The organism is Mesorhizobium shonense (assembly GCF_040545255.1).
In the GTDB taxonomy this organism is placed as follows: Bacteria; Pseudomonadota; Alphaproteobacteria; order Rhizobiales; family Rhizobiaceae; genus Mesorhizobium; species Mesorhizobium shonense.
In genome coordinates, this window is the sequence record NZ_JBEPLM010000001.1 from 364734 (window position 1) to 386679 (window position 21946).

The 21946-nt window shown below is 65.3% G+C and carries 21 protein-coding genes; 7 read left to right on the top strand and 14 right to left on the bottom strand.

The window, feature by feature from the left end; genetic code table 11:
* The first annotated feature begins 217 nt into the window (after nucleotides 1-217).
* A complete protein-coding gene (locus ABID26_RS02065) occupies nucleotides 218-2440 on the top strand; it encodes an AMP-binding protein (protein ID WP_354413591.1) in 2223 nt (740 codons plus the stop codon).
* A gap of 30 nt (nucleotides 2441-2470) precedes the next feature.
* Here ABID26_RS02065 and ABID26_RS02070 read toward each other — a convergent pair whose 3' ends face one another.
* Together ABID26_RS02070 and ABID26_RS02075 are read right to left on the bottom strand one after the other, a co-directional pair.
* Nucleotides 2471-3286: a CDP-alcohol phosphatidyltransferase family protein gene (locus ABID26_RS02070; protein ID WP_126101164.1), complete on the bottom strand. Its 816-nt coding sequence runs from the start codon at nucleotides 3284-3286 to the stop codon at nucleotides 2471-2473.
* Nucleotides 3287-3289: 3 nt separating this feature from the next.
* Nucleotides 3290-3988: a phosphatidylserine decarboxylase gene (locus ABID26_RS02075; RefSeq protein WP_354413594.1), complete on the bottom strand. Its 699-nt coding sequence runs from the start codon at nucleotides 3986-3988 to the stop codon at nucleotides 3290-3292.
* Between the two features lie 180 nt (nucleotides 3989-4168).
* Between ABID26_RS02075 and ABID26_RS02080 the strand changes: the two genes are divergently transcribed.
* Nucleotides 4169-5062: an SMP-30/gluconolactonase/LRE family protein gene (locus ABID26_RS02080; protein WP_354413597.1), complete on the top strand. Its 894-nt coding sequence runs from the start codon at nucleotides 4169-4171 to the stop codon at nucleotides 5060-5062.
* On the opposite strand, the gene ABID26_RS02085 is transcribed toward ABID26_RS02080, so the two are convergent.
* The 4 genes from ABID26_RS02085 to ABID26_RS02100 form a co-directional block, all read right to left on the bottom strand.
* Nucleotides 5041-5382 (bottom strand): antibiotic biosynthesis monooxygenase family protein, encoded by a 342-nt coding sequence (locus ABID26_RS02085; protein WP_354413600.1) that lies wholly within the window; start codon nucleotides 5380-5382, stop codon nucleotides 5041-5043. The genes ABID26_RS02080 and ABID26_RS02085 overlap by 22 nt on opposite strands.
* Before the next feature lie 274 nt (nucleotides 5383-5656).
* A complete protein-coding gene (locus ABID26_RS02090; RefSeq protein ID WP_292345794.1) occupies nucleotides 5657-7540 on the bottom strand; it encodes an ABCB family ABC transporter ATP-binding protein/permease in 1884 nt (627 codons plus the stop codon).
* 25 nt (nucleotides 7541-7565) lie between these two features.
* Complete coding sequence (locus ABID26_RS02095) at nucleotides 7566-7880, bottom strand: ArsR/SmtB family transcription factor (protein ID WP_292304959.1); 315 nt, start codon at nucleotides 7878-7880, stop codon at nucleotides 7566-7568.
* Between the two features lie 248 nt (nucleotides 7881-8128).
* Nucleotides 8129-9709 (bottom strand): LysM peptidoglycan-binding domain-containing protein, encoded by a 1581-nt coding sequence (locus ABID26_RS02100; RefSeq protein ID WP_292345792.1) that lies wholly within the window; start codon nucleotides 9707-9709, stop codon nucleotides 8129-8131.
* Nucleotides 9710-9828: 119 nt separating this feature from the next.
* Here ABID26_RS02100 and ABID26_RS02105 point away from each other — a divergent pair, with 119 nt between their 5' ends.
* Entirely contained in the window at nucleotides 9829-10440 is a 612-nt protein-coding gene (locus tag ABID26_RS02105; RefSeq protein ID WP_126101171.1) for an LOG family protein, read from the top strand.
* 64 nt (nucleotides 10441-10504) lie between these two features.
* On the opposite strand, the gene ABID26_RS02110 is transcribed toward ABID26_RS02105, so the two are convergent.
* Nucleotides 10505-11392 carry a LysR substrate-binding domain-containing protein gene (locus ABID26_RS02110; protein ID WP_354413604.1) on the bottom strand — a complete coding sequence of 296 codons (888 nt, stop codon included), beginning with the start codon at nucleotides 11390-11392 and terminating at the stop codon, nucleotides 10505-10507.
* A 112-nt stretch (nucleotides 11393-11504) separates the two neighbouring features.
* On the opposite strand from ABID26_RS02110, the gene ABID26_RS02115 reads away from it, so the two are divergent.
* Entirely contained in the window at nucleotides 11505-11795 is a 291-nt protein-coding gene (locus ABID26_RS02115; RefSeq protein ID WP_354413606.1) for a muconolactone Delta-isomerase family protein, read from the top strand.
* Between the two features lie 41 nt (nucleotides 11796-11836).
* Here ABID26_RS02115 and ABID26_RS02120 read toward each other — a convergent pair whose 3' ends face one another.
* The gene (locus ABID26_RS02120) at nucleotides 11837-12691 is read right to left on the bottom strand and encodes a hypothetical protein (protein ID WP_354413608.1); all 855 of its coding nucleotides are present in this window, start codon (nucleotides 12689-12691) and stop codon (nucleotides 11837-11839) included.
* A gap of 117 nt (nucleotides 12692-12808) precedes the next feature.
* On the opposite strand from ABID26_RS02120, the gene ABID26_RS02125 reads away from it, so the two are divergent.
* On the top strand, nucleotides 12809-13579 hold the full coding sequence (locus tag ABID26_RS02125; RefSeq protein ID WP_354413611.1) for a pyrroline-5-carboxylate reductase: 771 nt from the start codon (nucleotides 12809-12811) through the stop codon (nucleotides 13577-13579).
* 115 nt (nucleotides 13580-13694) lie between these two features.
* Nucleotides 13695-14477 (top strand): glucose 1-dehydrogenase, encoded by a 783-nt coding sequence (locus ABID26_RS02130; RefSeq protein ID WP_292304448.1) that lies wholly within the window; start codon nucleotides 13695-13697, stop codon nucleotides 14475-14477.
* Nucleotides 14478-14487: 10 nt separating this feature from the next.
* Here the strand turns inward: ABID26_RS02130 and ABID26_RS02135 are convergent, their stop codons facing one another.
* The 3 genes from ABID26_RS02135 to ABID26_RS02145 form a co-directional block, all read right to left on the bottom strand.
* On the bottom strand, nucleotides 14488-14982 hold the full coding sequence (locus ABID26_RS02135; RefSeq protein ID WP_354413613.1) for a DoxX family protein: 495 nt from the start codon (nucleotides 14980-14982) through the stop codon (nucleotides 14488-14490).
* Between the two features lie 317 nt (nucleotides 14983-15299).
* Nucleotides 15300-15761: a tetratricopeptide repeat protein gene (locus ABID26_RS02140; RefSeq protein ID WP_354413616.1), complete on the bottom strand. Its 462-nt coding sequence runs from the start codon at nucleotides 15759-15761 to the stop codon at nucleotides 15300-15302.
* 31 nt (nucleotides 15762-15792) lie between these two features.
* Entirely contained in the window at nucleotides 15793-16764 is a 972-nt protein-coding gene (locus ABID26_RS02145) for an MBL fold metallo-hydrolase (RefSeq protein ID WP_354413619.1), read from the bottom strand.
* A gap of 304 nt (nucleotides 16765-17068) precedes the next feature.
* Here ABID26_RS02145 and ABID26_RS02150 point away from each other — a divergent pair, with 304 nt between their 5' ends.
* Nucleotides 17069-18064, top strand: coding sequence for a transporter (locus tag ABID26_RS02150; protein WP_354413620.1), 996 nt, complete (start codon nucleotides 17069-17071; stop codon nucleotides 18062-18064).
* Nucleotides 18065-18105: 41 nt separating this feature from the next.
* On the opposite strand, the gene ABID26_RS02155 is transcribed toward ABID26_RS02150, so the two are convergent.
* The 3 genes from ABID26_RS02155 to cimA form a co-directional block, all read right to left on the bottom strand.
* The gene (locus tag ABID26_RS02155) at nucleotides 18106-18792 is read right to left on the bottom strand and encodes a glutathione S-transferase family protein (RefSeq protein ID WP_354413622.1); all 687 of its coding nucleotides are present in this window, start codon (nucleotides 18790-18792) and stop codon (nucleotides 18106-18108) included.
* Between the two features lie 178 nt (nucleotides 18793-18970).
* Nucleotides 18971-19900: an EamA family transporter RarD gene (rarD, locus tag ABID26_RS02160; RefSeq protein ID WP_354413624.1), complete on the bottom strand. Its 930-nt coding sequence runs from the start codon at nucleotides 19898-19900 to the stop codon at nucleotides 18971-18973.
* A 355-nt stretch (nucleotides 19901-20255) separates the two neighbouring features.
* Nucleotides 20256-21872 (bottom strand): citramalate synthase, encoded by a 1617-nt coding sequence (gene cimA, locus ABID26_RS02165; protein ID WP_354413625.1) that lies wholly within the window; start codon nucleotides 21870-21872, stop codon nucleotides 20256-20258.
* Nucleotides 21873-21946 lie beyond the last annotated feature (74 nt).

Sequence of the window (21946 nt, forward strand, 5' to 3'; positions counted from 1 at the left end):
CAGGTTTAAATACCTAAAAGCATTGAACTTTCCAGCGCCTCATTTCTTCCAACACCCCTCATCCGTCTCGGCGCTACGCGCCGATCCACCTTCTCCCACAAGGGGAGAAGGAGAGCGCCTGCGCTCCCCACATTGACGCCGCCCCCACTTCCGCTACCCTCTGCCACCGAAGCGGTCGCCAAGAACCGCGCCCTGGAGGACGTTGGGAGAGAGCGGCATGATGCTGACACTGGCGCTGCTTGCCGGCCTTGTCTTTGCCTGGCTGCTGATCGCGGTGATCGAAACATTCCGGCTCGACCTGCGCTTCACCCAGGCGCTGCTCTATGTGCCGTTCAAGCTTGCCTACCGCGTTGCCGACAACCGCATCCGCATTGCCCGCAACGCACGGACGCCGGTCATCTATGTCGTCTCGCACCAGTCGCGGATCGAGCCGGCGCTGATGCTGTCGCTGCTCCCGGACGACACGCTGCACATCCTGGACGAGGCCTCCGCGCGCTCGCCCTGGCTGGAGCCGTGGCGCGAGCTTGGCCGCACCATTGCTTTCAATGCCGAGCATGTCTTCGTCAGCCGCCGTCTGGTGCGCGTGCTGAAAGGCAAGGGCCGGCTTGCCGTCTACCTGCCCGACACGGTCGAGCCCGACGTCAAGTCGTTCCGGCTGTTCCGCGCCATCACCCGCATCGCCATGCAGGCCGACGCGCGCATCGTGCCGATCTTCGTCGCCGGCGCGCGCGACCTGCCGGTGTCGCTGACGCCGGCCGACAAGGCGCCGCGCAACTGGTTCCCGCGCCTGTCGCTCAGCGTGCTGGAGCCGATGACGATCGCCGAACTGGCGGCGCGCAATCCTGATCAGGCCTCCAACACCAACGCGCTGTTCGATCGCTTCGCCGAAGCGCGGCTCTATGGAAGCAATCTCGATCGCGGCCTGTTCCTGGCGATGCGCGATGCGGCGGACCGGGTCGGCGCCTCGCATCCGATCATCGAGGACGTGATCTCGGGCGCGCTCTCCTATCGTAAGATGTTCATCGGCGCGCGCGTGCTCGGCCGCCGCTTCGAGGCGGTGACGGCGCCCGGCGAGGCGGTCGGGCTGCTTCTGCCCAACGCCAACGGCGTTGTCCTGTCCTTCGTCGGGCTGATTTCGGCGGCCAGGGTCGCCGCGATGGTCAACTACACGGCCGGCCCGGCGAGCGTGACGGCGGCGATCCGCACCGCAGTGATCCGTACCGTGGTCTCGTCCCGCGCGTTCATCGAGAAGGCCGGCATCGACGACATCGTCGCCGCCGTCGAGGCGGGCGGGGCGAAGATGCTTTGGCTCGAGGACGTGCGCGAGAGCGTGACGACGTTGGACAAGGTCGCGGCGGCGCTGTTCTGGCGCTTGCCGCTGCAGCGGCAGCAGGCGGACAAGCCGGCGGTGATCCTGTTCACCTCGGGCTCGGAAGGCACACCGAAAGCGGTGGTGCTGTCGCATCGCAACCTTTACGCCAACGCCATGCAAGCCGAGGCGCGCGTCACGATCTCGCCGGCCGACATCCTGCTCAACGTGCTGCCGGTGTTCCACTCCTTCGGGCTGACCGGCGGCACCATCCTGCCGCTGGTGACAGGCGTGAAACTGTTCCTCTACCCCTCGCCGCTGCACTACAAGATCATTCCGGAGATCGCCCGCAAGGTGAAGCCGACGGTCATGTTCGGCACCGACACTTTCCTTGCCAACTATGCCCGCACCGCCAAGGACGGCGACTTCTCCAGCCTGCGCTTCGTGGTGGCCGGCGCCGAGGCGGTGAAGCCGGAGACGCGCCGCGTCTACCGCGACCGCTTCCAGGCATCGATCATCGAAGGGTTCGGGCTGACCGAGGCGGCGCCCGTCGTTGCCGTCAACACCGCCATCCACAACCGCGACGGCACGGTCGGCCGGCTGCTGCCTGCGATCCGCATGAAGCTCGAGCCGGTCGAGGGCATCACCGATGCCGGCCGGCTGTGGCTCGACGGGCCGAACATGATGATGGGCTACATGACAGCCGACCGTCCGGGCGAATTGCAGCCGCTCGAAGGCTGGCACGACACTGGCGACATCGTCTCGGTCGACCGCGACGGCTTCATCACCATCCGCGGACGGGCAAAACGCTTCGCCAAGATCGCCGGCGAGATGGTGTCGCTGGGCGCGGTCGAGATGCTGGTGCAGTCGCTGTGGCCGGAAGAACGCCACGCTGCGGTGGCGGTGCCCGACAAGAGGCGCGGCGAGCGCATCGTGCTGGTCACCACCGCCGACGACGCCAATGCCGAGGAACTGCGCCAGTTCGGCAAGAAGGCGGGCGCGGCGGAGCTGATGGTGCCGAACGACATCATCAAGGTGGAAGAGATCCCCGTGCTGGGTTCCGGCAAGACGGATTACGTGTCGGCGCGGAAGCTGGCGATCGACAGGTTGGGGCTGGATGCTGCGGCGTAATCTCCCCCCTCGAGGGGGGAGATTGCGGCCTTACCCAATATCCGAAGGCGGCACCTTCTCGCCTTCGCGCATGGCCCGCTTCGAATAGGCGCGAACCGAGAACGGCAGGAAGAGGAGATAGCCCGCGACCGAGGCCGTCAGCGTGTACCAGGGATAGGTCATCAACAGCAGGATGTAGAGCACGACGCCCAGGATGACCGGCAGCACCCTGTCGCCCGGCACCTTGACGCTCTTGCCCGAATAGACCGGAAGCCGGCTGACCAGGAGGAAGGCAACCAACACGGTGAAGCCGGTGGCGACGAAGGCCGCGGGCCGGCTCGGCTCGAGCCCGAGTCGCAGGAAATAGAGATAGAGCGGCAGCATGACGAGAACCGCGCCGGCAGGGGCCGGGACGCCGACGAAATATTCGGTCTGCCAGGCGGGCTGGTCGGTGTCGTCCGCCAGCACGTTGAAGCGGGCAAGCCGCATGCCGCAGGCGATGGTGAAGAGAAGCGCCGCGATCCAGCCCGGCGAGCCGGCCCGGTCGAGCAGGAAGGCATAGAGCACCAGCGCGGGCGCGACGCCGAAATTGACGATGTCGGCCAGCGAATCCATCTGCGCGCCGAATTTCGAAGTCGCCTTCAGCATGCGCGCCAGGCGGCCGTCGATGCCGTCGAGGAAAGCGGCGAGCAGCACCATGACGACGGCCGGCTCAAAACGGTCCTCGAAGGCGAAGCGGATGCCGGACAGGCCGGCGCAGATGGCGAGCACGGTGACCAGATTGGGCAGCACCATGCGCATCGGGATCTCACGGATGCGTGGGCCGCCGCTGGCGTGCGCCTCGAATTTCTTGAAGGGCGCGCCCACCGCTCAGGAAATCCTGACCAGCGGGGCGACGGCCGCGCCGCCGAACTCCGCAAGCACCGTCTCGCCGCCCACCGCCGTCTGGCCGACGGCGACGCGCGGCACCGCGTTCGTCGGCAGGAAGACGTCGACGCGCGAGCCGAAGCGGATCAGCCCAAAACGCTCGCCGATGCCGATCGAGCCGCCGGCCTCGGCCCAGCAGACGATACGGCGCGCCACCAGGCCGGCGATCTGCACCGCGGCGATCGTGCCGTTGGGGCTGTCGATGACCAGGCCGTTGCGCTCGTTCTCGGAGCTTGCCTTGTCGAGCTCGGCGTTGAGGAATTTGCCGGGGCGATGCTCGATCCGCGTGATCCTGCCGCGCACAGGCGCGCGGTTGATGTGGCAGGAAAAGACATTCATGAACACAGAGATGCGGGTCATCTCGCCTGCGCCCAGGCCAAGCTCGCGCGGCGGCACAGCGGGGCCGACGGCGGAAATCACGCCATCGGCCGGGCTCACCACCAGCCGGTCGTCGACCGGCGTGACGCGCTCGGGATCGCGATAGAAATAGATGCACCAGGCAGTGAGGATCAGCCCGACCCAGAATAGGATCGAGGAGAAATAGCCGAGGAACAGCGTTGCCGCGCCGAAGGCGGCGATGAAGGGATAGCCCTCGCGATGGATCGGAACGAACGTATTCTTGATCGAATCGAGAAGCGTCATAGGGCTCAAGGGCGGTCCCTGTTTCAGGTCCGGCCTCAATAGCCGAAAGCCCCCCTCCCCGCAACGCAACAATGGGGGAGGGATAGAGTGGCGACGGGTAGCCATTTACTTCTGCCTTGTTGTAGGAACCCGGCCCTTCCACTCGTCCTTGGCTAGACGACACGCCCAGGGAGCCCGCCAATGTCATCGCCGAAATCGTCCGCAGTGAGTGCCAAAGTCATCGTGGAAGGCCTCGCCTTCGGCGAATCTCCGCGCTGGCATGAGGGGCGGCTGTGGCTTTGCAACTGGGGTACCGGTGAGATCGTCGCCGTGGACGAAGACGGCAAGAGCGAGGTCATGCTGACTGTGCCGACAGTCCTGCCCTATTCGATCGACTGGCTGCCCGACGGGCGGCTGCTCGTCGTCTCCGGACGGGAGGGTGTTCTGCTCAGGCAGGAGGCAGACGGAACGCTCGTGACCCATGCCGATCTCAGGCAGCTGTCGAAAAACCCGTGGAACGAGATCGTCGTCGATGGTCGCGGCAATGTCTATGTCAACGGTGGCGGGCCAGCCCCTGCACCGGGCGAGCATTTCGGACCGGGCACCATCGTGCTGATCATGCAGGACGGCGCGGTCCGGCAGGTCGCCGAGAATATTGCCTTCGCCAACGGCATGGCGGTGACGCCGGACAACAAGACGCTGATCGTCGCCGAATCCCACGCCAGGCGGCTGACTGCCTTCGCCATTGGCGATGACGGCGATCTATCCAACCGGCGCGTCTGGGCCGATCTCGGCAATGATTATCCCGACGGCATCTGCATCGATGCCGAAGGCTGCGTCTGGTATGCCGACGTGCCCAATCGGCATTGCGTCAAGGTGCGCGAGGGCGGCGCGAAGCTCGACCGGGTCGAGGCCGACCGCGGCTGCTTTGCCTGCATGCTGGGCGGAGCCGGTGGCAGAACGCTGTTCATCGCCGCCGCCGAATGGCGCGGTTTCGAGAACATGGTGAGCGACGCCCGCACCGGTCAGGTGCTGAGCGCCGCTGTTTCCTCGCCTGGGGCGGGATGGCCGTCCTACAATTCCGGCAGGCGCTGATAGTTGGCGATGTCGGCCTTGACGCCGAGGCGGGCGATCGTTTCCTGAGGGTTGAAGGCGATGCGCTCGTGGGCTGCCTTGACGATCGGCACCACCTTGTCGACTGCCGCCTGGCTTTCCCACTCGACCATGGTGACGATGTTGAACTCGCCCGGGCCGGAGAACTGCTCGAGCAGGAAATCCTGCACGAAGCCGTCCTGCTGGCGCAGCAGTTCATGCGTCATCCTGACCTTGCCGAGGATCTCGTCGCGCGCTGCCGCCGGGACGACGAACTTGTCGACCCGGAAGACGCTGCCATCGCGTTGATTTATCTTGCTCATTTCGATCTGTCTCCGTTCTTGGAAGGTTTGCTTCGCAGGGGCTCGGAGACGGTTTGCAAGCTCAAGCTAGGTTGAGGTCAAGGGGAAATTTGCGCCGGCCTTCCCTTCTCCCCTTGTGGGAGAAGGTGGATCGGCGCGCAGCGCCGAGACGGATGAGGGGTGTTGGAAGGAATGAGGCTGCGGCGATTTCCAACGTATCGCCAAGCTGGAGCACCCCTCATCCGACCTCGCTTCGCGAGGCCACCTTCTCCCACAAGGGGAGAAGGAAGAGGCGCTAGCTCACCTCGGACGTCCTTCTCCTCACAATCACACCAAGCTCGTCGGCCTCGCGGGCGATGCGCAGCCGCTCCTCGGCTTCGGTCGCTTCGCGCTGGCGGTCCCACATCGAGGCGTAGAGGCCCTGCTTGCGCAAGAGCGCGGCATGCGTGCCGCGCTCGGCGATCTGGCCGTCCTTGAGCACGATGATCTCGTCGGCCGAGATCACCGTCGACAGCCGGTGGGCGATGACAATGGTGGTGCGGCCCTTGCTGACGACGTCGAGCGCGGCCTGGATCTCCTGCTCGGTCTGGGTGTCCAGCGCCGAGGTCGCCTCGTCGAGCATCAGGATCGGCGGCGCTTTGAGGATGGTGCGGGCGATCGCCACGCGCTGCTTCTCGCCGCCCGACAGTTTCAGCCCGCGCTCGCCGACCATCGAGCGGTAGCCCTCGGGAAGCTTGGCGATGAACGGCCCGATCTGGGCGAGCTCGGCCGCCTTGCGCACCTCCTCCTCGCTGGCGCCGACGCGGCCATAGCGGATGTTGTAGGCGATGGTATCGTTGAAGAGCACCGTGTCCTGCGGCACCATGCCGAGCACGGCGCGCAGGCTCGCCTGCGTGACATCGCGGATGTCCTGGCCATCGATCAGCACCTGGCCGCCTTGCACGTCGTAGAAGCGGAACAAAAGCCGCGAAATGGTCGACTTGCCGGCGCCGGAGGGGCCGACGATCGCCACCGTCTTGCCGGCCGGCACCTCGAAGGAGACCCCTTTCAGGATCTTGCGGTTCGGATCATAGGAGAAATGCACGTCGCGGAACTCGACCTTGCCGGGGCCGACCTTCAGCGGCTTCGCGTCGGGCTTGTCGACGATCTCCTGCGGCACGTCGAGCAGGTCAAACATGTGCTCGATATCGGTCAGGCCTTGGCGGATCTCGCGGTAGATGAAGCCGATGAAGTTGAGCGGCACGGAAAGCTGCATCAGCATGGCGTTGATGAAGACGAAATCGCCGACCGACTGCGTGCCCGCCTGCACCTCCAGCGCCGACATGCACATGACGATGACGGTGCCGAGACCGAAGACGAAGCCCTGGCCGAAGTTCAGCCAGCCGAGCGAGGTCCAGGTTTTCGTCGCGGCGATCTCGTAACGCGCCATCGAGCGGTCGAAGCGCTCGGCCTCCATGAGCTCATTGGTGAAATATTTGACCGTCTCGAAGTTCAGAAGCGAGTCGATCGCCTTGGTGTTGGCGTCGGTGTCGCTGTCGTTCATGTCGCGGCGGATCGAGATGCGCCAGTCGCTGGCCTTGACCGTGAACCAGACATAGATCCACACGGTGATCGCCACCACGGCCACGTATTTCCAGCCATAGGTGTAGGCGAAGATGCCGGCGGTCAGCGCGAATTCGAGGATGGTCGGCGCCGTGTTCAGCATGACGAAGCGCACGATCGTCTCGATGCCCTTGGTGCCGCGCTCGATGATGCGCGACAGGCCGCCGGTGCGGCGCTCGAGATGGAAGCGCAGCGACAGCTGGTGCATGTGGACGAAGGTGCGGAAGGCGAGCTGGCGCACCGCATATTGCCCGACGCGGGCAAACAGCGCATCGCGCAGCTGGTTGAAGCCGAGCTGCACAAGCCTCAGCACGTTGTAGGCGATGACCAGCATCACCGGCGCGAGCATGAAGGCGGGCAGCGGCGGCGGCCTCTTCGAGCCGTGGGCCAGAGCATCGGTCGCCCATTTGAAGAAATAGGGACCGGCGACCAGCGTAACCTTGGCAATGACCAGGAGAAGCGTCGCCCAGGTGACGCGGGCTCTTAAGTCGGCGCGGTCGGCCGGCCACATATAGGGCCACAGGTTGCGCAGTGTGGTGAGGGTGCCGGATTCGGCGGAGACGGTCTTGTCGGCCACTATTCTTGCCTTTTGGGTGAGAGGGTCAGCGGCAGCAGGAGTTGACGAGCGCGGCGAGCGAGGCGGACACGCCGGCCAGCGCTGCATGGTCGACCGCATAGCGCGAGCGCTGCCGGTCGGGCTCGAAGCGGACCAGCCCGGCCTCGACCAGGATTTTCAGATGCTGCGAAACGGTGGATTGCGCCAGGTCGAAATGGTCGACGACCTCACGGCAGGAACAACAGCGGCTCGCCGAGAGGTGCTTCAGGATCTCGATGCGCGCCGGATGCGAAAGTGCGGCAAACCGCGCGGCGATGGCGCGGCTGTCGGGAGCGCGGTTGTCGGATGGGGATTCGGTCATCGTCCATCGGCGATAGACGATGAAGGTTGAGAGGGCAAGCTAGGCGGATGGGTAGCACGGATAATCTCCCCCCTCGAGAGGGGAGATGTCGCCGAAGGCGACAGAGGGGTCGTCTCGCGTGAATCGCCAACGCCCTCTTCGTCGCGCAGGAGGTCGGCGCTTCACGCGCAGCGACCCCCTCTGGTCTGCCGGCCATCTCCCCCTCGAGGCCCTCGAGGGGGGAGACTACGCGCTCAACCGCCTCGCTCCTACTCCGCTTTCGGCGTAGTCATCTGGTCGCCCATGGCCTTCATGTCGGCCGGCTCGCCTTCCTTCGACTTGCCGGGAACCTTGAAGACCTGGCCGGGCCAGATGCGGTTCGGATCGCGGATCTGGTCCTGGTTGGCGAGATAGATGGTCGAGAAGCGAGTGCCATGGCCATAGACCCGGCGTGAGATGCGCCAGAGCGTATCCTTGCGGCGGATGATGACCGAGCCTTCGGTATGTTCGAGCTTCGGTGCGACCGTCTCCGGCACATCGGCTGATGGCTTCGCTTCCGCGACATTGGCCGGCGCCTCGGCGGCCGGCGTCGTCGCGGGCTTCGCCGCTTCCGCGGTTGCGGAGGGTGCCGCACTCTCGGCGGGCTTGGCCTGCCCGGCCAGAGACCCGGCACCCTGGACCTGCGTGAGCTTGGTTCCAGCCGGTTTGGTCTCGTTCGGCGCGACGGCGGCGATCGACTCGCCGGGCTCGCGTTCGAACGGCACGGCGGCGCGGGCGACGACCTTCACGCCGTCGTCGGCAAGGCCGTCGACATGGATGGTGTAATTGCCGACAGGGATGTCGCGTTTCGCCTCGATCAGGAAATGCCCGTCGGGCGAAGTCTTGGCCTCGCCGAGCAGGATGTCGTCGGCATAGGCGCGCACCTTGCGGCCGGGATCGGCGGTGCCGGCGACGAAGATCTTGCTGCCGTCGATCTCGACCGCCTCGACGGCGATCTTGGGCTCGCCTGCGCCGGCGGGTGCCGGCGTTGCGGGGGCGGCAGCCTGGTCGCCGGCGGCCGGAGCAGTCACTGCGGGCGCCGCCTCGGTTTTGGACGTCGCCGGGGCGGTTGCGGCCGGCGTCTGAGCGGCAGGCTGGTCAGCGGCGGCCGGTGCGGCCGGCTTGGCTTCGGGCTGCGGCACGGTGAGCAATTCGGACGGCTTGCCCGGCTCCTCGACCATCGCCAGCACCTGGCCGGTCGGGCTCTGCGGCACCGAGACGACGGCGGTCTGCGCCGAGGCGACCGCGACGCCGTCGGCGGTGGCGCGCAGCGTGATCGTGTAGTCGCCGGGCTTCAGCGGATCGTCGAGCACGATGGCGAAGGCGCCGTCGGGACCGGCATCGGTCGAGCCGAGCACCGTGCCGCCGTTCAAGATCTCGACCTTGGCGTTGGGCGCGGCACTGCCGGCGACGACGATCGACCCGTTGCCTTCGACGCGCACGACATCGAAGGTCGGCAATACCGGACCGGCGGCGGGCGCCTGAGCGGCCGGCGCGGATGCCGCGGGGGCCGTCGCCTTGTTGGCCGGTGCCATCGCGTTGTTGGCGGGCGCCATCTTATTGGCCGGCGCCATCGTGTTGTTCGCGGGCGCCATCGTGTCGGCCGGGGCTTGCGTCTGCGGCAAGCGCGCCTCGGTGGATGTGCTCGAGGATTCAGCCGGCTTCGTGTCGGCTTGCGGAAGTGCAGCGACCTGCGCCGGTTTCTGGTCGTTGACGTAAGGGTCGAGCGCGCCCGACCCGTAGGCGACCGCCGCGACGACGGCAAAGCCGCCCGCCGCGAACAAAAACGCCTTGGAAGGATTGATAGCCATAATCTTTTAGTGCCCCCTTAGCCACCTAACGCCGGTCTAGCGTGTTTTGCCGAGTCCGACAAGAAAAAGCCCGCCCTTGGGCTTGACCGCGCAGACCGTCCCTATCACCAATCATCGCCATGAACACGATTCGATCCGTCTGCGTCTATTGCGGCTCGTCTCCGGGCCGCGACGAGGCCTATATCAAGGCCGGACACCTGCTCGGCCGCTCGCTGGCGAAATCCGGTCTGCGCCTGATATATGGCGGCGGCACCAAGGGGATCATGGGCGCTGTCGCCGAAGGCGCGCTCAAGGCCGGCGGCAAGGTGACCGGCATCATCCCGCGCTTCCTGATCAATCGGGAAGCGACCGAGAGCGCTCTCGACAAGCTCGACGAGCTGTTGATCACCGACAACATGCACGAGCGCAAGCACAGGATGTTCGAGAAATCCGACGCCTTTGTGGCCCTGCCTGGCGGCATCGGCACGGTCGAGGAGATCGTCGAGATCATGACTTGGGCGCAGCTCGGCCACCATCGCAAACCGATCGTCTTCGCCAACATCAAAGGTTTCTGGGATCCGATGCTGGTGCTGATCGAGCACATGTCGGACGAAGGCTTCATCCACACCGCACATAGAGTGAAGCCGCTGGTGGTCAACGACCCCGAGGCAATCGTCGCTGCCATCATGGTGGCGGGCTCGTCGGTGGATGCGCCGACGGAGGGTGTGCAGGCGGTGATAGATAAGATGTGAGTGAGTAGTGAATAGTGAATAGTGAATAGTGAAGCGCTGGATCGCGCGGACCGATATCTGTCCACTACTCACTACTCACTGCCTTCCTCAAATCCCCAATCACCGCCCTCCGGTCATTGCGCCGCCAGGCGAGATGGATCTCAACACTACGCTTGAACCAGGGCATATCGCGGAAAACGATGCCCGGCGGCGCGGCGCTTTCCAGGCTCTGCTGCACCGTCGCGAGGCCGAGGCCGGCGCTGACCAGGCCGAGCGAGGTCAAGGGATCGGCCGTCTCATAGGCGATGTCGGGAACGAAGCCGGCCTCGACGCAAGCCGCCAGGAACTGCGCGCGGTTGGTGTCGTCGGGCTGGCGCACCACGGTGATCCAGACGCGGCCGTCAAGATGGCCGGGCTGGATGTCGGCGACACCGGCAAGCGGATCGCCCTCGGGGATCGCCAAGACCAGCGGCTCGCGCCGCACCAGCATGCTGTCCAGGTCCGGATCGCCCTTCGGCGCCGACGCATAGACGAAGCCGAGATCGAGTACGCGCTGCCGCAAATCCTCGAATTGCGCCGCTGTGCGCCGGCTCCTAAGCTGCAGATGGAAATCCGGCCGCTCGCGGCGGAATTCCCTGAGCATGACGGCGATCAGCCCGGCATGTACCGCGCCCTCGACATAGCCGATGGCGAGGCTGCCGGCGGCGCCGCTGGCCAGGTTGCGCCCAAGCTCCTCCAGCCGCGCGGCATTGGCGAGCAGCGCGCGGGCCTCGGCAAGGAAGGCCCTGCCCTCGGCGTTGAGATGGATGCGCTGCTTCGCCCGCTCGAAGAGCGAGACACCCAACTGCTCCTCGAGCTGCATGATCTGCCGGCTCAAGGGCGATTGCGAGATGTGCAGCTGCTCGGCGGCGCGGCCGACATTGCCGGCCTCGGCGACGGCGACGAAATATCTTATCTGCCGCAGGTCGAGCATTTCTTGCCTCTATGAAGTCCTTAAAGGTCTGAACTTTAGCCTAATCAGTCTTGGACAGTCTGACCAGCCGGCGCGATATCTCAGGCATCAACAGGCCACAAAGGAGACCGCCATGCAGTTCTTTGCCCTTCTCACCCGCAACACCGAAAAGTTCAGCGACGCCGATTTCGCGCCGCTGCTGCCAGGCGAAGCCGAGCAGCGGCGCACGCTCTACGCGCAAGGCGCCGTGCGCCAGGTCTGGAACCGAGGCGACGTCCCCGGCAGCGGCATGATGTTCGAGGCAACCGACGACAAAGAGGTGCGCGGGCATCTCGCCACCCTGCCGCTGGTCGGGGCCGGCATGATGGACATCGCCGCAATCGTGCCGCTCAGCCCCTACCCCGGTTTCGGCCCGAAGCGCTGAGACCGGCACGGAGATAGGTGCTGCCGGGCACCCGGCAGCACCTACGAGCGACCGAAGATGCGATTAAAAAAGCCGCCTCGCGACGCGCCGGTGTAGCGTTCCGGCAGAGGGCGGGCGAGCAGGAACTGGTCCCGCCCTTCGACGGTCTCGGTGCCGCAATAGCTGCATTGCAGCGACCGCGCCAAAGGTACGATCTCCCTCAACACCACTCCAAACCCTTCTCCGTCGATTGGCACGTTTTTTGTCATCCGCAATTCACGGGAGAACGCCTCGAAGCTGAGGAAGCGATAGCCGCGCTTTTCGAGCTCGGCGCACAGCTTTTTCAGTGCAGGCTCCGCGCCCCAGAACTCGAAGCGCGTCGGGCGAATACGGGCCTCCGGGGCGATTTCCAGGTTGAGATCGCCAATCGCCTCGGCAGGAAGAATGAGCGGCGCCATCTGCGCAAGCGAATGCTGCTCGAGGGCGATCGGAAAGACCAATGCCTCGGCGGCGGTGCAGGCTATCCGCTCGAAACCGGCGACGTCTTCGGTCGTAAAGTAGAAATCCCTGCGCCCCTCACCGTGCTGCTCTGCGATATAGCAGGCTGGGCAACTTGCAGTGGCCAGATCCTCGCAAAGCCTTTCGAGAAAAGCGTAGTTCCGAACCGATCCCTTCGGCGTCAGCAGAGCATCGCGCGGCGTCAATTCGTTTGCGCGCGGGGTGATCTTCAGGAGCAGGATCGGCAGCGAAGCGGCGGCCCGCAGAAGCGCCATATTCATCCGCGTATGAATGAACAGCTCGCCACCATCGGGGCGATAGCGTACCAAACTGCGATGCGGTTCCGCCTCGCGGATGACCTCTTCCGTCTCTTCGTTTGAGATTTGTTCGCCGGTGACTGCGAATTGAAGCAAAGTCATTGCGTAACCGTCGCCCCCAAATCGCGGTTGGCAGAAACATAGGCCATCTTGCCAGTTTGTTGCGCCCTGGCCTAGAGCGAGAGGATCTTCCTTGAACCGCCATTTTCGGAGAGGTCAATGAAACTCGGCTTTATCGGCACAGGCGCGCTGAGCTCGGCCATCGTCACCGGATTGAAATCGCTGCCTGGCGAACAGACGGCGGTCGTGGTCTCGCCGCGCAACGAGGCGGTCGCCGCCGACCTCGCTGCGCGTTTTGCGGATGTGTTCATTGCCGCCGACAACCAAGCCGTGCTCGACCAATGCGACACCGTCATGTTGGCGGTGCGTCCGCAGATCGCGCGCGAGGTGCTGCGGGAATTGCGGTTCCGGAAGGACCATCACGTCGTCAGCCTGATCGCCACCGTGTCGCGCGAGGAGATCGCCGCGCTCGTCTGGCCCGCAACGCATGTCAGCAAGGCCCTACCGATGCCGATGATCGCCCGCCTGCAGGGCTCGACCATCATCTGCCCGCCGGATCCGATCGTGGCGGCGTTCTTCGCCAGGCTGGGCGGCGTCATCGAGGTCGAAGGTCAAAGCGAGTTCGACGCGCTGACGGTCGTCACTGCGACCTACGCCAGCTATTTCAAATATCTGGACACGATCCACAGCTGGGTGCGCAGCCAGGGTGTTTCCAACGACAAGGCACGCGACTACATCACCAGCATCTACAAGGCGCTGGCCAACGCGCCCGATACCGCGCCGGACGAAGGTTTCATGCATCTCTCGCAGGACTACGCGACGCGCGGCGGCATCAACGAGCAGGTGCTTCGGGAGCTTACCGAGCGCGGGCTGTTCGATACCTTCGCGGAAAGCCTGGGCCGCGTGCACCGGCGCATCGCGGGGACATGAACACTCTCACTCCGCCGGCGCGACCCATGGAGGAGCACCTTGCGCTTCATCGAGCCGCGCGGCACGTTGGCGCTGGCCGGCGCGCTTGCCGGCGACAAATCGATGAAGGTGCAAATTGCGTTCGACTGACTATCTCGGCCGCCTGTTCAGCCTCGAGGGCAGGCATGCCTTCATCACCGGCGCCAGCCGCGGGCTGGGGCTCGCCTTCGCCGAGGCGCTTGCCGGCGCCGGCGCGCGGGTCACGCTCGGCGGCCGCAAGGCCGAAGAGCTGAGGGCCGCCGGCGACCGCCTGCGCGCCGAGGGTTACGCAATCGCAGAGTCGATGATCGACGTCACCGACACGCAGTCGGTCGACAGCGCGGTCGCGGCGGCGGAAGCCGGCACCGGCCCGATCGACATCCTGGTCAACAATGCCGGCGTCCAGCGCCGCGCGCCGCTGGAGACGTTCAGCGACGCCGACTGGGACGCGCTGATGGCCACGAACCTCGACGGCGTGTTCAAGGTGAGCCGGGCGGTGGTGAGGGGCATGATTGAGCGCCGCAAGGGCGTCATCATCAACGTCTCCTCGGTGCAGAGCGTGCTCGCCCGCCCCTCGATCGCGCCCTACGCGGCGAGCAAGGGCGCGATCACCATGCTGACCAAGTCGATGGCCGGCGAATGGGGCCAGCACGGCGTGCGTGTCAACGCGATCGCGCCCGGCTACTTCAAAACCGAGCTCAACGCGGCCCTCGTCGCCGATGAGACATTCTCTGGCTGGCTGACCGGCCGCACCCCAATGCGTCGCTGGGGCGATGTCGAGGAGCTCGCCGGCGCCGCGGTATTCCTGGCCTCGGACGCCGCGAGCTTCGTTACCGGACAGACGCTGCTGGTGGATGGCGGGATCACCAGCGTGCTGTGAGTGGCGCCCCTCAAACCGGCAGGCTCGTCTCGCCGACTGAAGGATGTGGCTCGATGGCTTCGACCTTGGCGCCTTCGCCGGCCCTGCTCTTTACGAATCGCCCCAGCGCTCTATTCAGTGAAAACCTGCCGGAGCCGCTGAGCGCCAGGATGAACATGCCGCCAGCGATCGCGAGATCCTTCTCGAAATGCAGCAATTCGTTCTGGCTGGCGAAGTTGGTGTGGAAGAGGCTGGCCGTCATCAGGCAGAACAGGCCGAGCCCAACCGCGCCGAGCCGCGCCAGGATGCCGAGCGCGACCGACAGGCCGGCGCCGAGCTGCAGCGCGATGGTGGCAACGAGCAGCGGCGCGCCGATGCCCAGTGCGGCCATCGCTTTCTCAGCGCCTTCGAAATGGGTCGCGAGCTGCAGCCCCTCATGCACGAAGATGAGGGACAGGAGCAGGCGGCCGCCAAGCAGGGCCACGTCCCTGGCATGAAGCTTCTCGATGAATTCGGTCGGTGTCATGTCGGCTCCAATTGAATCTTCATAAGGGCAAGGCGACTTTCCCCGAGCGCCGCGCCGCCCCTCACCTGCCTGCCGGCATCCTCTCCCCGTATCGTGACGGGGAGAGGGGCGCTCTCATCGACGGTTTCGCCAATCGCAAACGTGGCAGGAAAGGCGCCGAGGTCGCGACTAGCCTCCTTCTCCCCGTCACTCTACGGGGAGAAGGCGCCGGCAGGCGGATGAGGGGCGGCGCAGACATTGGCGATGTCTGCGCTTCTCGAATGCCCTGTCGCCGGCCACTTCGCGGCACTCGTCCGGGCGAAGAACGGCGCCCACTCCTACTTCGTCACCTTGGTGTCGATGGCCTGCTTAAGGTCGGAAAGCTCCTCGCAGCCGGCCGGGCAGAGTTTCTGCAGCGAGGCGAGCTGCTCGTTGGCCTTGGCCATGTCGCCGGTCTCGACATAGAGCTCGCCGAGATATTCGTGGGCGGCCTTGTGGTCGGGTTTAAGCTCCAGCGCCTTGCTGTAGTAGGTGAGCGAGGTCTGGTAGTCGCCGGTCTTGCGCAGGGTGAAGCCGAGCAGGTTGTAGACGTCGGCCTGCTGGGTGTCCTGCGCGAGGTCGCGCAGGTCGGCCAGCGCGCTTTGATAGTCCTTGGCGTCGATCTTGGCCTTCACGGCCGTCAGGTCCGGCGCGTCGGCGCCTTCGATGTCGTCCACGGCATAGGCCGGCACGGCGATGGCGATCGGGGCCGCGGTCAGCACCGCAATGGCGCCGAGCACCGCGAAAAGTGCATATTTCATTGGCGTTGTCGCTTTCTTCTCAGAGTTCGATTCAGATCTGGGTCGGAGTGAAGGCGTAGGCGTTGCCGTCCTTGACGAAGCTGCCTGTGCCGGGGAACGGGAAATGCGAGCCGCAGACGCGGACGTCGTCGGCGATCACCTGGTCGATGATCCGGTGGCGCGTGGCGATCGCCATCGGCCCGTCCTGGTCGTAGGCGCCCTGCCATTCGGGATGCGGGGCGAGCAGCGCCGGCACATACATGGTGTCGGCCGAGACGAGGAACTGCTCGGAGCCGGCATCGACATGGTAGACCGAGTGGCCGGGCGTATGGCCGGGCGCGGCCATGATTCGGATGCCGGGCACCACTTCCGTGCCGTCGTCCACCAGCTTCCAGTTCTTCCACTTCGGGAAGTTTTCGGCGATGCGCTTGCCCGCCGGCTTGCGGCCTTCGGGAAGCTTGGCAAGCCGGCTGGGGTCAGTCCACCAATTGTATTCGGCAGCGTTGACGATCAGCTCGGCATTCGGGAACACCGGCGCGTTGGTGCCCTTCTCCATCAGGCCCCAGACATGATCGGGGTGGAAATGCGAGATCAGAACAGTGTCGATCGCCTTGTAGTCGATGCCGGCGGCTTTCATGTTGGCCGGCAGATGCGTGGCGTTGGCCTGCCACTGGCCGACGCCGGAGCCGGCATCCATCATGATGGTGCGGCCGTTCATCTGCAGAACGACGACGGTCAGCGGGATGGGCATGAAATCGGTGGTGAGCCCCGCCTTGGCGAGCGCCGCCTTGGTGTCGTCGACCGAGACGTCCTTGATGAAGGCCGGATCGTGCGGCTTGCGCCAGATGCCGTCATAGACGGCGGTGACCTCGAGCGAGCCCACCTTGTATTTGTAGAAGCCGACCAGCGGCTCGACCGGGGTTTCGGCGTGAGCGGCAGGCGCGAATTCCAGCCTGCCGGCAATGCCGAAGGCGGCCGCGGCGGCGGCGGATCCGAGCACCATGCGGCGTGACATGTTGAACATCAGAAGTCTCCTTTCTAGTGACTGCGTATAGCGGTGGTTTCCTGGAAGTGAGCATTCCTCCGGGGCTGGCGACGTCCGGCCCGAAGGTCCGCCCCGCTACACAGCAAGACCCGGAAGGCCCGGGCTTTATTCCCGGATGGACGAAGATTTTTTGAGAAGCGCGGAATCTCGCCGCGGAAGGACCGTCGGCCGGCGCACGCCCGCAGTCACCGAACTGTCACACGAATGCAGGGGGGCCCGTGCTAGAAGCTTCACCCGGCCGCCCCCAGCGAGCCCGACCGCATCAAGAGCCGGCGAAGCCGCCATGAACATCGCTGTCCCCAACGAAGGCACCGACCTCTCGCCCTATTTGCCCGACGAGCACGGTCTGTTCTTCATCTATCATTTCACCGCCCAGGGCCTGCGCACCAAGGACCCGGCCGAGGCACGCTGGACGTGGCGCAGCTACCAAATCACCGACATGCGCGCGCGCCGGGAGATCGGCGCCGAGCAGGCGCTGCCGGCGCCGGTGCGCGAGGCCTTCCTGTCGCCCAGCCATGGCTGCCATATCGATTTCGAGGATGACTTCCTCTACGGCGACCTCCCCGACCTCAGGCACGACTTCGCCGAGGCGCGCGGGCTCACGCATTTCCGCTTCGCCTTCAACGAGACGATGCTGATCGGCGCCCGCAAGCAGCCGCTGGAATCGGTCGACAAAATCCGCAAGGCAGTGGAAGGCGGCACGCGCAAATTCCATTCGCCGGCCGAGCTGATCGAGGCGGTGATGGGCCAGTCGCTCGACGGCATGTCGGGCGCGCTCGACAAGATGGGCGACACGCTCGACGGCATCGAGGACCGCATCGTCTGCGACGCCTGGCACAGCGAACGGCAGGCCCTGGTCGACGCGCGCCGGCAACTGGTGATCATCCACCGGCAGATGGCGACGCTCAGCAACCTCTTCCGCCATCTCGACCATTCGCACCGCGACGACCTGCCGGACCCGATCAACGACATGGCGACGAGGCTCTCGCACCGGGCGCACACGCTGCATCATGACGGCGAGCAATTGCAGGCGCGAACCAGGCTCCTGCAGGATGAGCTGATGGCGAAGCTGACGGAGCAGTCGAACCAGCTGCTCTATATCCTCTCCGTCATGACGGCGGTGCTGTTGCCGATGACCATCATCTCAGGCCTGTTCGGCATGAATGTCGGCGGGCTGCCGCTGGTCGGCACGCCGATGGGTTTCTGGGTGGTGACGGCGATATCGGTCATTATCGCCGGCATCGTCTACATGATCGTGCGGCGGCTTGGCCGCGTTTAGGGCAATGCCGGACTCCCGTCCGGAATTGCGAAAAACAACAACTAGGCAGTCGCGCGCAGATCCTCGACAATCGTTCCTGTGGCACTGACCTCGGCTTCGTGGTCCGGCTCGCGCCATGTCTCGGCGAGGCCAGCCGCATACCATTCGCGCATTGCCGGTAGGTTGAGCAACCGCTTGGGATAGGCAGCGGCGGCGCCCTCGAAGGCCAGGCCATAGGACTGCGCCCTGAAGGCTACCGGGGCGAAGAAGGCATCGACCGCGGTGAACCGGTCGCCGGCGAGGAACGGTCCGCCGAAACGGGCGAGGCCGTCGTTCCAAAGGTCGTCGAGGCGGAAGAGATCATGTTTCAACGCATTGGACATCGGCAACGATACGACGCGCACGCCGCAACTCATCGGGCAGAGGTTGCGCAGCGCGGTGAAGCTCGAATGCATCTCAGCCGCGGCCGAACGCGCCCAGGCGCGCGCTTTCGCATCGTCCGGCCAGACGGCCTGATGGCGCTCGGCCAGATATTCGACGATGGCGAGCGAATCCCAGACCGCCCAGCCGTCGTCGACCAGGCAGGGCACGCGGCCATTGGGCGAGAACGACCGGAAGAGGCTGAAACTCGATCCGGTCGGGAACGGCGTCAGCCGCTCCTCGAAGGGAATATCGAGGGCGCGCATCAGCACCCACGGCCGCAGCGACCAGGACGAATAGTTCTTGTTGCCGATATGCAGCACGTACATCGGATGCCTCTCCTTCCTGTTTACGCAATTCCGGACGGAAAACCGCTCACACTTTTCTTGGAATTGCTGTCCAGTTTGACGCAATTCCGGACGGAAAACCGCTCACACTTTTCCTGGAATTGCTGTCTAGTTTGACGCAATTCCGGACGGAAACCGTCTTGCACTTTCCTGGCAATGCTTACCTTGTCGCTGGTGCCGCCGGCCTGGCCTCGCGGCCCTTGAACATCGACCAGCTGTACATGGCCAGCGCCGTCCAGATCAGTGCGAAGGCGATGGCCTGGATCGTGCCGAATGGTTCGTCGAAGATCAGCACGGCGATCAGGAACACCATGGTCGGCGCGATATACTGCATGATGCCGATGGTGGAGAGGCGGAGCAGCCTGGCGCCGAAGGCAAAGAGCAGAAGCGGCACCGCGGTGATCGGGCCGCAGCCGATCAACAGCGCGGTGTCTTTCGCGGTGCTGGAGATGAAATGATCCTGGCCGGTCGCAATCAGGTAGGCGATGTAGCAGAGCGCCGGCACCGAGAGCAGCAGCACTTCGAGCAGGAAACCCTGGCTCGGGCCGATCGGCAGCGTCTTGCGGAAGAAGCCGTAGGCGGCGAAGGAGAAGGCGAGCGCCAGCGACACCCAGGGCAACTTGCCGGCCTCGACAGTGAGCACGGCGACCGCGATCGCCGCCAGCGCCACCGCGGCGATCTGCAGGCGGTCGAGCTTCTCGCCGAGCAGCACGGCACCGACCACGACGCTGACCAGCGGGTTGATGTAATAGCCGAGCGCGGTCTCGACGGTGCGGTCGACCGCGATCGCCCAGACATAGATGCCCCAGTTGATCGAGATCAGCACCGCCGTCAGCGCCGCCATGGCGATGCTGCGAGGCGAGCGGATCGCCGCCTTGAAATCGGCGGTGCGGCCGGCCCAGACCAGCACGCAAGCGGCGATCGGCACCGACCAGACGACGCGGTTGGCGATCACCTCGGCGAGCGGCAGATGCGCCACCGCCTTCATGTAGAAGGGCAGCAGCCCCCACAGGAAATAGGCGCCGAGCGCCAAAAGGAAGCCGCGGCGGGCCTTTGCGTCTTGATCGAGATCGGCTGTTGCGGTGACCATGGCCCAACGCTATGGCCCAGGCACATGCTGATGACCATCGCAAAGTTGTGATGGATCAATGGACTTTTGGTGATGGTTCAAGGGGACGAGACGTTGTTTCCTCGCCCCCGCTTTGCGGGCAGGGTAATCGAATAAGTGGCGCCAGCCCCCCACTCCGGCCGCTACGCGGCCACCTCTCCCCCATGTCCATGGGGGAGAGGAAACCCAAGCCTTTCAAGGCCGCAACCTCGTCGGTTGGCGTTTCCTCTCCCCCACGAACGTGGGGGAGAGGTGGCTCGGCGAAGCCGAGACGGAGTGGGGGGCTGGCGCCACCATATGCGATTGCCCTGGCTTTGCGGGGGCGAGGAAAGGAGCCCTACTCCGCCGCCACCAGCCCCGCCATCTCGCGGTTCTTCATCAGCTTGTAGACGATCGAATCCATCAGCGCCTGGAAAGAGGCGTCGATGATGTTTTCCGAGACGCCGACCGTCCACCAGCGGGCTCCGGTGGTATCGTGCGATTCGATCAGAACGCGGGTGATGGCCTCGGTGCCGCCGTTGAGGATACGCACCTTGAAGTCGGCGAGCTCGAGGTCGACGATCTCGCTCTGGTATTTGCCGAGGTCCTTGCGCAGCGCGATGTCGAGCGCATTGACCGGGCCGTGGCCTTCGGCGACCGACATCTTCTCCTCGCCATCGACCTCGACCTTCACGATCGCCTCGGAGACGGTCTTCAGATTGCCGTTGGCGTCGAAGCGGCGCTCGACCATGCAGCGGAAGGAGGTGACGGTGAAGAACTTCGGCAGGCCATGCAGCATGTTGCGCGCCAGGAGTTCGAAGGAGGCGTCGGCACCTTCGTACGCGTAGCCCTCGGCCTCACGCTCCTTGACGACGGCGATCAGCGCGTCGAGCCGGTGATCGTCCTTCGGCACCTCGATGCCGCGCCGTTTCAGCTCGGCGAGGAAATTGGCCTTGCCGCCCTGGTCGGAGACCATGACGCGGCGGCGGTTGCCGACTGCTTGCGGCTCTACATGCTCGTAGGTCGCCGGCTCCTTGGCGAGCGCCGAGGCATGAATGCCGGCCTTGGTGGCGAAGGCGGAGGAGCCGACATAGGGCGCCTGCGGCTCCGGCGCGCGGTTCAGCAACTCGTCGAAGGCGCGGGAGAGCCGCGAAATGCCGGTCAGCGCTTCGGCCGAAATGCCGGTCTCGAAGCGGTCGGCGAAGGCTGGCTTCAGCGCCAGCGTCGGCACGATCGAGATCAAATTGGCATTGCCGCAGCGCTCGCCGATGCCGTTCAGCGTGCCCTGGATCTGGCGCACGCCGGCCTCGACGGCGGCAAGGGAATTGGCCACCGCCTGGCCGGTGTCGTCGTGCGCATGGATGCCGAGATGGTCGCCTGGGATCCCGCCGGCGATGACCTTCTCGACGATGGCGCTCACTTCCGAGGGCTGCGTGCCGCCATTGGTGTCGCACAGCACCACCCAGCGTGCGCCGGCAGCATAGGCGGTCTTGGCGCAGGCCAGCGCGTATTCGGGATTGGCCTTGAAGCCGTCGAAGAAATGCTCGCAGTCGACCATCGCCTCCTTGCCGGCGGCGGCCGCCGTCTCGACCGAGGTCTTGATCGATTCCAGGTTCTCCTCATTCGTGCAGCCGAGCGCGACGCGCACATGGTAGTCCCAGCTCTTGGCGACGAAGCAGATGGCGTCGGACTTCGACTGCACCAGCGCTGCCAGCCCCGGATCGTTGGAAGCCGAGACTCCTGCCCGCTTGGTCATGCCGAAGGCGACGAATTTCGCGCTTTCCGTCCGCTTCTGCTGGAAGAAGGCGGTGTCGGTCGGATTCGCGCCCGGATAGCCGCCCTCGACATAGTCGATGCCGAACTCGTCGAGCAGCTTGGCGATGGCGATCTTGTCCTCGACGGAAAAGTCGATGCCCGGCGTCTGCTGGCCGTCGCGCAGCGTGGTGTCGAAGAGGAACAATCTTTGTTTTGTCATGATGGCAAGGCGCTTGAGCACCCCCCTCTGGCCTGCCGGCCATCTCCCCCGCAAGGGGGGAGATCGGCAGCTTT

Excerpts from the sequence above, each read along its gene's own strand:
- ABID26_RS02095 (WP_292304959.1), bottom strand. The coding sequence starts at position 7,880 with ATGACCGAATCCCCATCCGACAACCGCGCTCCCGACAGCCGCGCCATC.
- ABID26_RS02085 (WP_354413600.1), bottom strand. The coding sequence starts at position 5,382 with ATGAGCAAGATAAATCAACGCGATGGCAGCGTCTTCCGGGTCGACAAG.
- ABID26_RS02150 (WP_354413620.1), top strand. The coding sequence starts at position 17,069 with ATGAACATCGCTGTCCCCAACGAAGGCACCGACCTCTCGCCCTATTTG.
- cimA (WP_354413625.1), bottom strand. The coding sequence starts at position 21,872 with ATGACAAAACAAAGATTGTTCCTCTTCGACACCACGCTGCGCGACGGC.
- ABID26_RS02080 (WP_354413597.1), top strand. The coding sequence starts at position 4,169 with ATGTCATCGCCGAAATCGTCCGCAGTGAGTGCCAAAGTCATCGTGGAA.
- ABID26_RS02105 (WP_126101171.1), top strand. The coding sequence starts at position 9,829 with ATGAACACGATTCGATCCGTCTGCGTCTATTGCGGCTCGTCTCCGGGC.
- ABID26_RS02125 (WP_354413611.1), top strand. The coding sequence starts at position 12,809 with ATGAAACTCGGCTTTATCGGCACAGGCGCGCTGAGCTCGGCCATCGTC.
- ABID26_RS02075 (WP_354413594.1), bottom strand. The coding sequence starts at position 3,988 with ATGACGCTTCTCGATTCGATCAAGAATACGTTCGTTCCGATCCATCGC.
- ABID26_RS02100 (WP_292345792.1), bottom strand. The coding sequence starts at position 9,709 with ATGGCTATCAATCCTTCCAAGGCGTTTTTGTTCGCGGCGGGCGGCTTT.
- ABID26_RS02065 (WP_354413591.1), top strand. The coding sequence starts at position 218 with ATGATGCTGACACTGGCGCTGCTTGCCGGCCTTGTCTTTGCCTGGCTG.
- ABID26_RS02135 (WP_354413613.1), bottom strand. The coding sequence starts at position 14,982 with ATGACACCGACCGAATTCATCGAGAAGCTTCATGCCAGGGACGTGGCC.
- rarD (WP_354413624.1), bottom strand. The coding sequence starts at position 19,900 with ATGGTCACCGCAACAGCCGATCTCGATCAAGACGCAAAGGCCCGCCGC.
- ABID26_RS02110 (WP_354413604.1), bottom strand. The coding sequence starts at position 11,392 with ATGCTCGACCTGCGGCAGATAAGATATTTCGTCGCCGTCGCCGAGGCC.
- ABID26_RS02155 (WP_354413622.1), bottom strand. The coding sequence starts at position 18,792 with ATGTACGTGCTGCATATCGGCAACAAGAACTATTCGTCCTGGTCGCTG.
- ABID26_RS02140 (WP_354413616.1), bottom strand. The coding sequence starts at position 15,761 with ATGAAATATGCACTTTTCGCGGTGCTCGGCGCCATTGCGGTGCTGACC.
- ABID26_RS02115 (WP_354413606.1), top strand. The coding sequence starts at position 11,505 with ATGCAGTTCTTTGCCCTTCTCACCCGCAACACCGAAAAGTTCAGCGAC.
- ABID26_RS02145 (WP_354413619.1), bottom strand. The coding sequence starts at position 16,764 with ATGTTCAACATGTCACGCCGCATGGTGCTCGGATCCGCCGCCGCCGCG.
- ABID26_RS02120 (WP_354413608.1), bottom strand. The coding sequence starts at position 12,691 with ATGACTTTGCTTCAATTCGCAGTCACCGGCGAACAAATCTCAAACGAA.